We start from the raw sequence: 11,545 nt of genomic DNA, 5'->3' as shown, positions 1-11,545 counted from the left end.
CACAAGGCTTTAGGAGTTAAAAGCAATTAACGTGGAGTTCGCACCAATCGCTTGATACGAAGGGTATTCTGTTATAAATCTATGCTTCTATACAGACTTGTATAGTTTTGTCTGAATTTATCGTAACAGTTTAGTTACCCAAAATACTAGATTTCCAGGCGAAATTGCAACTAGTAAACCATTACGATAAGAAGTAAAAAATGATTTTGTCACTTTCTCTCCTGCAAGCGTAATACCATGATCAGCATTTTTAATAGAATCTAGTCCTAAAAGGAATAAAAAACCAGCCCCTATAATCCACATAGGGATTTGAATGATAGGCATTGCTAAAATGGACGCTAGTCCCATATACAATGCAAAAACCAATACAATATCAATTGTCATACCACCGAGTCCGACAGCCCAACCATGCATAAAACCATTTTTAAGTCCTTGCTTTGTCATTTCTACTGTAATGGCCCCAACAGGCATGGCAATCGCAAGTCCTACCAGTACATACGCTACATATAAACTCAAATAAACACTTCTTTCATGCAATCAGATAAGTTTCATACGTCCGTTTATAGTTGTATTATAGCATAAAAATACAGAAATATAACATTACACTAATATTTATTCATCTTCTTGCTATTATTTTATTAAATTATTTGTATGATGTTTTTGGGAAACCTATTCCGATTGCTATTCATTTTTTTCTTATCAGAGCTTTTTGATCTACTTAAAAGATTCCAAGTGAATATTTTTCTTTTTCACTAACAGCCTTTATATAAAAATGTTTCTTCAGTAATTTTTGGAAGTAAAAGTGCTGTTGATATCATCAAAAGAATATGGGAATGGGCGAAGTACGGTTCAAATATGGTAGAAGTTATAATGGATGAAGGACCAATAAATGATTACAAGTAGACTGGAATTATATAAAATTTGAAAATAAAATAGCTAGACAGATAGACCTTTGCCAGTTTGCATAATAAAGGGGGAGTCGACCACAGATGATAAGGGTCGCTCCTTTTTGTTTTAGAGGAAGCTCAATTAATTGTCAAACTCAATAAATTTTTTCCCAAGAATACGATCTATATGGAGATGGCGTGACATAAAGAGAATTGTCCCTTTTAACAAATGTGATATATGCTTCACCCTTCTCTGAGGACGATACCCATTTGTATTCCTCTCGAAGAGTACCTTTACCTGATAATACTCCAGGACCACCCAATATTTTGACTACTTCATCATAGGGCATACCTTCTTTAATAGTAGCAGTACTCTCGGCTGTAACATCTGGGTAGCTTAAAATGGGTAGCTCCTTTCCTTTATATATCATCATATTTAGATAATTTGTTTTAATGGGCCCTGATATTATAATTTCATTGACGCCATCATGGAAAGCTTCTGGAGCCCCAAATAAGTCAACGCTCGGCTTTTTAGCAAAAAGATAATCAAGATCGATTGAATTAAAATGATCAGCATCAAGAGCTAGAAATTTTTCATAATTGACTGTAGGCTTACCAAAATCTCTCACCTTACGCAATTCTTTATCATAAACATCCTTTTCAAAATCAGATGGGATTAAGTTCACACCTAAACTAGAAATATATATATCTTTGTTTTGATAATCCCAACGGACATCTATACCAAGCAATTCCCCTATAAATCTTAAAGGGACTACAGTTCTTCCATTAATAATCTGACTAGGTACATCTGATTGAATATGTTCTACATCTGCTGGACCGTGGTTATTCAAATAAGAACTTGAAGTTTTAGTAGCCGTTTTTTGACCAATTGGTAAGGTAACAGTGTAGTTAGTGTTTTCGATAGAGTAAACAATAGTGACTACTTTCTTTTTCGAATCCCATTTCACAACATTACCTAAATTTTCAGATACAAATCGAAGTGGCACAAGAGTTCGACCATTTTTTATTATAGGTTTTTGATCCAATACTACTTCTTTAGTGTTTACAAATACTTTAATAGTGTCGCTAGCACTAGCAGTATTATGAGATGTAAACAAAAGAGTTGTTGTAATGAAAGCTATTAAAACAAAATTTAATCTTTTTAACATCTTTCTCTCCTTATAAATCATAATTTATTATAAACACCTCTAAAAAGAGCTGTTCAAAAATAATATCGGATTTTACCCAAAGAAGTCAACCAAATTCAACTCTTTCTAATGTAACAAAGTCAGGGAGAAGTATTAACACTTGCTCAAAGCTCGAAAATCTTCCCTCATTTGAATATACACCTGTCCCTAAAAAATCATGACCTAACCAGAAGACAGTAGTCAGTTTATCAAATTGTAGGCAGACTGTAACTCTAATTTCGTCATATTCCCACGTTTTTTCTTCAAATTTGAAAGCTTGTTTATTGTTTGACCAAAATGTACTCATGATATGATTATGTTGCCAAATCATATTTGGGATAAAGTATGTCAATTCTTCACGATTATTTATTGTCACAATAAAGAAATCGCTTGTTTGGGATGGGTGTATTTTTTCAAATATAATTTGATTTTCTAAAAGTTCCTGCTGTAGCTCATCATAGATATCTACATCGTGATACATTTCTATCAAATAATAGATAGGATAATTTGAAAGACTTTCTGTAAATTGAACAAGTTGTTCATTGGGTAATTCAGGAATGTACATTGGCCCAATATTTAATGCAAATTTGATATTTTTAGAAACATGAAATGGATTGCCGCCGTAAGATGGCGGTTTATTATAATATTTTTCAGGTAAATAGCCTACTTCTAATTTCATTAAATCCTACCTTTTGTATAAATTGTTTTGTTTAATTGTAACTGCTCTTCATAAGAAATGTAATGTTAATAAAACCTCACTTTGGCATATCACTTAGAACCGTATCAGAAGTACTATAGGTTTTTTTCAGAAGAAAAAGTAAAATGCCATTCCTGTTGAGGGCTGGCACGGTTTTAGTTTAAACGAACATTTCTTGCTTGAAGGCGTGTATTAATATACTAAATTCTGTTCTAATGTAATACCGTCTAATATTAATTTCGACTTAGACTTTAAAATTTACTTTATTTATTTAAACAATAACTCCATAAAGTCGCCTTATTGTTTCAACAAAATCTTTATCCGTCATATCATCTATAATGAGATAATTTTCAGGACAGTTAATATGCTTTTTATCTAAAAAGCCCGCATAATCTTTTTTCATTATTTGAATAATATCTTCGAAGATTTCTCTTTTACTATGCATCGTATCATTCCATTCCTTTGATTTTGAATGTAAACGCAAAAACAAATAAAAAATCCCTCTGAAAATAGCTTCAGAAGGATTAGTAAATAAATTTATTGTGTACAAAAATAAGCATACAAAGAGGTATGCATTATAAAAGTATAATAAATGGACAGACTAATCCTATTTTTCATTTGAAAATGCATATACATTTTACGTGTAAAAATAGAATTATTTGTTCATCGTCCATTCATCATCCCTTCAAATTTAGTACATTAATTGCAACACTAAGATTTAGAAAATTCAAAATTGTTTACCATTGTCGTTACTTTGTATAAATATAGCACGGAGAACCGTATCGTAAGTAATAGACGTTGTTATAACAACATCTTATTAGAATGTCGTATATATTCGTAAACTAGCAAAAAGTAGGTACAAGAAAAAATCTTGTACCTACTTTTTTATGTCGTTGCAATTTCCACAACTTCTGCACCCACATGTACGGGTGGTTTTCGATCTTTCCATGGAGCAGATTCTTCTAATTGTTTCCCAAGCTGTAGAAGGGTTAACTCATCCGCGAAGTGTCCTGTAAATTGCAGCCCGATTGGCAAGCCAGACGCACTCATTGCAAGCGGCAATGATAACGATGGTTGACCTGTTGCATTAAACAAATTGGTAAACGGCGCATATGTGAAAATTTGCTCTGTCCATTCAATCGCCGAGATGTTTGGATTATCCGCATTAAGCTCGCCAATTTTCGCTGGTAATGTGCCCATTGTTGGGCTTAAAAGCACATCATAATCTGCAAAGAATGTCGCTACTTGACGTGATACAAGTGCATTCGTATTAATGGCTTCTAATAGTGCGCTAGCTTTTAAGTTTTTGCCATATTCATAGCATTGCCAAATGGCTGCTTCAATATTATCACGTGAAGGTGTTTTACCTGTTAATTCTGCTGCCCCCACAATCATTTTATAAATATTCGCAGTCCAAATATTTACCGTTGCACTTGAAAATGGTGCTTCGTCGTAAACTGGTCGAGCTTCGACTACTTCATGCCCTAACTCTTCTAATAATTTTACGGCCTTATGTACGGCCTCGATACATTCCGGATCAACGAATGCACCAGAATTTGTTTCTGTTGTCCAGGCGATCTTTAGTGGACGTACTTTTTGCTGAATTGCTTTACTGTAAGGCATTTCTGGGCTTTGAATAATCGAATAGCATCCTAAGTCTGGCCCAGCTACTTGGTCCAGTAAAGTAGCGGCATCACGAATGGTTTTTGTCAGCGCAAATTCAATGGCTAACCCATTTAATGCCTCACTATTATAAGGCCCCATTGGCACACGACCACGTGAAGGCTTTAAGCCAACGACTCCACTGCATGATGCAGGAATACGAATGGATCCTCCTCCATCATTAGCATGCGCGATTGGGACGATGCCACTTGCGACAGAAGCTGCTGCACCGCCACTTGAACCACCAGGGCTATGGTCTAGATTCCATGGGTTACGAGTTGGACCATAAATAACAGCTTCCGTTGCGGCATTATAGCCGAACTCTGGTGTTGTGGTTGTACCGCTTAACACAAAACCAGCATTTTTAAACCGTTTCATTAATTCACTATCGACAGACATTACAGCATTTTCTGCAACACGACTGCCCATACTATGTGGCACACCTTCCGCATGGAGTACAACTTCTTTAATTAAAAATGGGACACCTGCAAATGGTTGATTATCATTTAAAGTTGAAATCGCTTTTTCAGCCTGATCCTCTAACACGCTGACAACGGCATTAATCGAAGGATTAACCTTTTCAATACCTTGGAGCGCTAATTTTGTAAGTTCTTCTGGTGTCACTTGCTTTGTTTTTACTAACTCCGCTAATCCAAGACCGTCATATGATGCGTATTCCTGCAAATTCATCAGATCACCTCATAATAGTTTTGACTTACAAATTCATCTTAAATTGAAAAGAAAAAAATTGATATTACCCAAAAGGATAATTTGTTTTGAACGAGAATATATGAAGTTAATAGAGAAAAGGAGGAATTATTTTGTATGAGCATAAAGAGGTGGAGTATTTATTAGAAGCGACGTTTAAGATTTCAAATATGAATATGCAACAAACAAGTGAAGACTTTAAATTGAATATGTTGCAAGTATTAAGTGAATGTTTTCAATACGAGCATACGGTATTTTGGGAAGTGGCAGATGGGGAGTTAAATGAACAGCCTGTCTATTTCAACCTAGAGACTTATACGATACAAAATTATCTACATGAATATAAATATTACGATCCTTTACACCCAGTAAATATGCGAAACCAACCCGAAATTCAATTAATGCAACGAAATGAAGTTATATCGATGAAGAAAAAGCAGTATTATGTTGAGCGCTTTTTACAAAAAAATGATTTTATAGATGAAATGGTTATGTATCTGTACAATCAGCAAAAGCCAACAGCGGCTATTGGCTTTTTGCGAAAAGAAGGAGAAATACCATTTACAGAACAGGATAGTCAAAAGCTATTGTATATAAAGAGGTTGATTGAAAATGTTTATTTTTTACATCAATATGTTCAGCCAGGCGAATCATTGCGAATTACTCAACGCGAAAAAGAGCTGTTAATGTATTTATGTAAAGGATTTAAAAATGCAGAAATAGCCAGTAATTTATATGTTAGTGAAAATACAGTAAAGAAGCATCTGCAAAATTTGTATCGAAAATTTCAAGTAACTTCCCGAACGCAGCTTGCATTAAGATATTCAGAAAGCTTTCGTGCATAAAAATAAGATGTTGGTAATCGATAAAAACCGAGTGCTATTGAGATCTCTGCTGAACAAAGAACTAAACTTTCATCCGAAGACATTTAGACTTAATTCAATACAATAATAATAAACAAGGTAAAGGTTTCATTATCAATCCCTACCTTGTTTATTATCTAATTACGCTATTTCTATTGATATTCAATAATCATTTCCCCACCCGTTACAGTATATCCATCGAACAGGCTCGAATTTTACCGTTACTTCAGAAAATCTATTTTTTAAGCATCCAACTTTTAGGGCAGCTTCTCATCCCTCTTATAGCATTTGTTTTTTCCATTGCGATAGCATGTCATTGGATTTCGCAATGTCCACTTTTAATGAAACCTGTTTATTTGAGCAACGTTTCTTAGCTTTTTCCCAAGCTTCTTCTAGAGCAGGTAAATAGCTTAAATTTTTTGTAGCTGCGACAAGCTGTAAAAAACTATTCCCTTGAATATAGTACCAGCGAGGGTTCATACTATCTAGCTGAATTGCTTCTTCAATAAGACGTAGTGCCAAGTATGGACTGCCTTCATTGCGGCTCAAAAACTGTGCAAAGGCTCCCCAGTAAAGAGCTTTATTTGGTTGTAGTTTTATCGCTTCCGCATATTGCACAAGTGCTTTGTCATGCTCCTTAGCAAGTGCAAAATATTCGGCCATTGTATAGTAAGCATTCGCTTGTGCCTCGACCGACCCAGCCAATAACTCATCTATTACTTTACCGAATTGCTTTTCATCCTCACTTCCTATGTATGCAGCGAGTACATCACGCTCTGGATAAGAACCATCTGTTCGTTCAACACTTTGCTTCATTTTTTCAGCAGTAGGAATAGGCATATTTGCATAACCGTTTGCTTCCAACATTGCGGAGTGCTGTTGAATGCTTGGACATGATTCATGTTCTGTAAACGCAGTATTAGCTAAAAGTACTTTGGCTAATTGATAGCTTTCTTTCACATGACCATTTATAAATAATTCATTTATCTGTTGAACTTGCTCATCAAACTGTTTGATCACTATATAAATCCTCACCTTCACCAAAAGAAAAGTCTTATAAGTATTTTACCATCTTTAAATCTAAAACAAACTAAATAGCAATAATTTTTCTATAATTCTTTTAATTTACGGCTAATTCAGTATCTATTATTATATTGTGGCTCATCACATAACGAGGGTTGATTTCCGTTCCGACTGAGCGCTTTCCTGGGGGCGTCGGGCCAACACGAGGTTGGTCACGAAGGCGTTATCACAGGACGTGATGCTTTTAGCCTTCGTTCCCCTCCCCCGCTTCGCTCCAGGGTCTCGGGCCAACACGATGTTGGTCACGAAGGCGTTATCACAGGATGTGATGCTTTTAGCCTTCGTTCCTCTATTGCTGATCCCCGAGGAGTCGCCCAGCCTCCACTCCAATCAACTTATTTATTTAGCATACGTCTCAACAAATGTCATTCCGAAATTTTAGGGATAAGCTCCTATTTTTTAGTTCTATTGGATTTGTGTTTAAAATTACGATAATTGAAAAAACATTGGATAAAGTTCTGAATTATGAGATAATTGAAGTGCGTTTTCATTTTTGATATATAGGAGGGCTGCTATGAATAGACGATTGCATTTTGTATCGCTTATTATTGGAAATTTATTAACACTAGGAGCTATTTTCTTTTATGCTATGCAAAGTCAAGTGGATGTGGCCCTCAGCACATATGCCCTTGTGATGGGGTTCTTAAGCACATCACTACTAATCTTTTTTTATTTATGGGGGGATGAAAAACAGCAAATCTCGAATCGTTTTTCTAAATAACTCGGGTGACTTAAAATTACAGTTTTGAAGTGAACTATTTTTTTCACACACTCGTTGCACAAAAAAAGTTAATTTCCCCTTCTCTACATCAGTAGGTAAGGGATTTTTTTTCATGAAAAGCCTCTTTTTTCGTGGTATTCCCCTCTGAATACGACTAATTGTTGTTGAAAAATAAAAAATTTTGTAGAAAATTTAAAAAGAATGATTGAGTAGTAATTCAATTTTCTGTATAATCAGCTTGTTTGACAAAACTTATTTGAATTTGGGGGTAGACAATTGGGTAAAGCATTGATCATCGGAGCTGGCGGAGTTGCCAGTGTTGTGGTACACAAGTGTGTTCAAAATCCGGACGTATTTGAGGAGATTTGTATCGCAAGTAGAACTGTTTCAAAATGTGACGCTCTAAAAGAAAAACTAGACGGCGGAAAAACAAAGATTCACACTGCACAGGTAGACGCAGATAATACGGAAGAGGTTATTGAGCTTATTAAAGCCTTTGGACCAGAAGTTGTTATTAATGTAGCACTACCTTATCAAGACTTAACGATTATGGATGCTTGCTTAGCGACGGGTGTACACTATGTGGATACTGCAAACTACGAGCCACCTGAAACGGCAAAATTTGAATATAAATGGCAATGGGCTTATAAAGAGAAGTTCGAAAAAGCTGGCTTAACTGCTTTACTTGGTAGCGGTTTTGACCCAGGCGTAACGGGCGTTTTCACAGCTCATGCACAAAAACATGAATTTGATGAAATCCACTACATTGATATTGTGGATGCAAATGCTGGTGATCACGGTTACCATTTCGCAACAAACTTCAACCCAGAAATCAACATTCGTGAAATTACAGCGAATGGTCGTTACTGGAAAGAAGGCGAGTGGGTTGAAACTGCACCACTTGAGAAAAAAGAGGTTTATAACTTACCAGAAATCGGTCCAAAAGATATTTACCTTTTATACCATGAAGAACTAGAATCACTTGCTAAAAACATTAAAGGCTTAAAGCAAATCCGTTTCTGGATGACATTCTCTGAAAAATACTTAACACACTTAAAAGTATTAGAGAATGTTGGTATGACTTCTATCAAGCCTATCGAGTTTGAAGGACAAATGATTCAACCAATTCACTTCCTTACAGCTGTACTGCCTGATCCAGCATCACTTGGACCACGTACAAAAGGAAAAACTAACATCGGTTGTATTATTCGCGGTCTAAAAGATGGTAAGGAAAAAACTTATTATGTGTACAATGTATGTGACCACGAAGAATGTTATAACGAAGTTGGTTCACAGGCAATTTCCTACACAACTGGTGTACCAGCAATGATTGGTGCAATGCTTGTGATGAACGGTCAATGGCGTAAACCAGGCGTTTGGAATGTCGAAGATTTCAATCCAGATCCATTCATGGATGCACTAAATAAATGGGGTCTACCATGGCAAGAAAGCCATAACCCAGAATTACTTGACCTAGAATTAGACGCAAAGGAATTCAGTCGATGAAGCCAATTGATTTCTCAAAAGTTCCGTCCCCTTCTTACGTAGTGGATGAACGATTATTAACAAAAAATCTAGAACTTTTAAAATCGATTCAAGATCGAACAGGTTGCCGTATTTTACTTGCCTTAAAAGGGTTTTCTATGCATTCAACATTCCCATTAGTGGGTGAATATTTAGCAGGGATTACATCTAGCTCATTATTTGAAGCTCAACTCGGCTATGAAAAAATGAGAAAAGAAGTTCATGTCTATGCACCAGCTTACGTGGAGCATGAAATGGACGAGCTACTTGGCTATGTTGATCATATTGTGTTTAATTCATTTAACCAATGGAACCAGTATAAGGACAAAGTAACATCTGCTGGTAAAACAATTGAATGTGGTATTCGTATCAATCCTGAGTACTCTGAAATTGAAACAGCACTTTACGACCCTTGCTACACGAATTCTCGTCTTGGCACAACTTTAGCCAACTTCGATAAGTCACAGCTTGACGGTATTGATGGCTTACACTTCCATGCTATGTGTGAGCAAAACTCAGATACGTTAGAGCGTATTATACAAGTTGTCGAAGAAAAATTTGGTGATGTTTTACATCAAATGAAATGGTTAAACTTTGGTGGAGGTCACCATATTACTCGTGAGGATTATGATGTAGAAAAGCTTGTGAATATCATTAATTACATTCAAAACAAGTATAACCTTCTCGTATATTTAGAGCCAGGTGAAGCTGTTGCACTTAATACAGGTTATTTAGTAACGACTGTTCTTGATGTACAGAAAAACGGTATGGACCTAGCAATTTTAGATACATCGGCAACTTGCCATATGCCAGACGTTCTAGAAATGCCATACCGCCCAATGATTATCGGTTCAGGTCAACCAAATGAGCTAGCTCACACATATCGCCTAGGCGGGCTTACTTGTCTTGCCGGTGATGTAATTGGTGATTATTCATTCGAACAACCTTTACAACCAGGCGATCGTCTAGTATTTACAGATATGGCGCATTACTCAATGGTGAAAAATCATATGTTTAATGGTGTAAACCTTCCATCCATCGTTTCTTATAACGATGAAGAAGGCATTAAAGTCATTCGTGAATTTAAATTTGAAGACTATAGCGGTCGACTTTCATAATACAAAGAAAATCCTCTCCAACTTATTGCTGGAGAGGATTTTTTTACGGTTTCATATTCATCCAACTATCAACATGATGAATGGCAAAACCATTATAGCTTGTTTTATTGGCATACTGTTTTTGAACTTGTGCTAACTGTTTATTCATATAGGCCTCTCCATCATCATAGAAGGTAATCTTTTCACCTTCATCAGAGGCTCCTGTTTCCACACCAATTACAATTGATTTATTTACTTTTTTTGCATAGTCTATTTCATGTTCAACAATTTTAATAATGTCTTTTGCAGCATCTCGATAAGCCATTATTGAAACACTTTCCACTTGGTCAATAACCCAGTCAGCTAATAAACCTTGGCCAAATTGGTTATTATATGAAACTTCGTCAAACCAAAATGGCATATCCACTTCCAAAGGCAATTGTAATTGATCAGTATCCCCTTTCGCTCTAGTAAGGAGCGCTTGATAGGATTCAATTGTTTTTACTTGGTTCGAGCTCCAGCCACTATTTAAGTAAGGTTCTACATCGAGATGAACGCCAGAAAATCGCTCTGTTGTTGCTGCATTTCCATTATATGTATGTAACCATTCAAACAGCTGATCCTGCATGTTATAACCTTCTTCTGATACCCAACTTGCAGCACCATCCAACGCATATACTTTTATTCCTTTTGTCGTAGCTTTATTGATAAAACTTTTGTAATCGTTACTTGCTATATCACTATTAATTTGTAAATATAATTTCTTTACTTGTTTGTCTTCTAAAAATGAGAGTACCCCTGATTCATCTTCGACAATCTTTGTCGTATCCCATAACCAAGTAGCCTTATCTTGCATGGACTTTGCGTCTACCTTTCCCATTGTTAATCCTAGCGTACTTACAATTGTTACTATAAAAACAATAATTGCTTTTGATAGTGAACGACTTACCATATGATAAACATCTCCATTCTATTTGCCGAGGCTCATAGAACGAACCTGGCAACCTGACGATCATGCACTAAAAAATAGTGTTTAGACTCACGGCTTTGCGTCCTTCCCTTTCGGTGAAGTTTGCCTTTTACAGTAGTTTTCTTACCTTTCATAATACGACGTTA

At 35.9% G+C, this 11,545-nt stretch carries 10 protein-coding genes, 1 pseudogene and 1 riboswitch; of the genes and pseudogenes, 4 read left to right on the top strand and 7 right to left on the bottom strand.

Features of this window, described 5'->3' with window-relative positions:
- Positions 1-135 precede the first annotated feature (135 nt).
- The 5 genes and pseudogenes from ACQKN2_RS12490 to ACQKN2_RS12470 form a co-directional block, all read right to left on the bottom strand.
- Positions 136-516 (bottom strand): annotated as a pseudogene (locus tag ACQKN2_RS12490) (LysE family translocator); the annotation flags it as partial.
- A gap of 526 nt (positions 517-1,042) precedes the next feature.
- Complete coding sequence (locus ACQKN2_RS12485; RefSeq protein WP_427415260.1) at positions 1,043-2,056, bottom strand: copper amine oxidase N-terminal domain-containing protein; 1,014 nt, start codon at positions 2,054-2,056, stop codon at positions 1,043-1,045.
- Positions 2,057-2,141: 85 nt separating this feature from the next.
- Positions 2,142-2,753, bottom strand: a complete 612-nt coding sequence (locus ACQKN2_RS12480; protein WP_427415259.1) for a hypothetical protein — start codon at positions 2,751-2,753, stop codon at positions 2,142-2,144.
- Between the two features lie 289 nt (positions 2,754-3,042).
- A complete protein-coding gene (locus ACQKN2_RS12475) occupies positions 3,043-3,261 on the bottom strand; it encodes a hypothetical protein (protein WP_427415258.1) in 219 nt (72 codons plus the stop codon).
- Between the two features lie 395 nt (positions 3,262-3,656).
- Positions 3,657-5,123 (bottom strand): amidase, encoded by a 1,467-nt coding sequence (locus tag ACQKN2_RS12470; RefSeq protein WP_427415257.1) that lies wholly within the window; start codon positions 5,121-5,123, stop codon positions 3,657-3,659.
- Positions 5,124-5,254: 131 nt separating this feature from the next.
- Here ACQKN2_RS12470 and ACQKN2_RS12465 point away from each other — a divergent pair, with 131 nt between their 5' ends.
- Positions 5,255-5,986, top strand: a complete 732-nt coding sequence (locus ACQKN2_RS12465) for a response regulator transcription factor (protein WP_427415256.1) — start codon at positions 5,255-5,257, stop codon at positions 5,984-5,986.
- A 297-nt stretch (positions 5,987-6,283) separates the two neighbouring features.
- On the opposite strand, the gene ACQKN2_RS12460 is transcribed toward ACQKN2_RS12465, so the two are convergent.
- Positions 6,284-7,024 (bottom strand): tetratricopeptide repeat protein, encoded by a 741-nt coding sequence (locus ACQKN2_RS12460; protein WP_427415255.1) that lies wholly within the window; start codon positions 7,022-7,024, stop codon positions 6,284-6,286.
- Positions 7,025-7,601: 577 nt separating this feature from the next.
- Here ACQKN2_RS12460 and ACQKN2_RS12455 point away from each other — a divergent pair.
- From ACQKN2_RS12455 to nspC, 3 genes are all read left to right on the top strand, one after another.
- A complete protein-coding gene (locus ACQKN2_RS12455) occupies positions 7,602-7,808 on the top strand; it encodes a hypothetical protein (RefSeq protein ID WP_323646986.1) in 207 nt (68 codons plus the stop codon).
- Positions 7,809-8,084: 276 nt separating this feature from the next.
- On the top strand, positions 8,085-9,314 hold the full coding sequence (locus tag ACQKN2_RS12450; RefSeq protein ID WP_427415254.1) for a saccharopine dehydrogenase family protein: 1,230 nt from the start codon (positions 8,085-8,087) through the stop codon (positions 9,312-9,314).
- Positions 9,311-10,450, top strand: coding sequence for a carboxynorspermidine decarboxylase (gene nspC / locus ACQKN2_RS12445; protein WP_427415253.1), 1,140 nt, complete (start codon positions 9,311-9,313; stop codon positions 10,448-10,450). The genes ACQKN2_RS12450 and nspC overlap by 4 nt, the downstream gene beginning before the upstream one ends.
- Before the next feature lie 43 nt (positions 10,451-10,493).
- Here the strand turns inward: nspC and ACQKN2_RS12440 are convergent, their stop codons facing one another.
- Positions 10,494-11,381, bottom strand: coding sequence for an amidase (locus tag ACQKN2_RS12440; RefSeq protein WP_427415252.1), 888 nt, complete (start codon positions 11,379-11,381; stop codon positions 10,494-10,496).
- A gap of 44 nt (positions 11,382-11,425) precedes the next feature.
- A riboswitch (cyclic di-GMP riboswitch) is annotated at positions 11,426-11,516 on the bottom strand.
- Positions 11,517-11,545: the final 29 nt, after the last annotated feature.

The organism is Lysinibacillus sp. NPDC093688 (genome assembly GCF_050280145.1).
Taxonomy (GTDB): Bacteria; Bacillota; Bacilli; order Bacillales_A; family Planococcaceae; genus Lysinibacillus; species Lysinibacillus xylanilyticus_B.
Note: the sequence above shows the minus strand (reverse complement) of the source record. Positions and strands in the feature narration are given on the sequence as shown.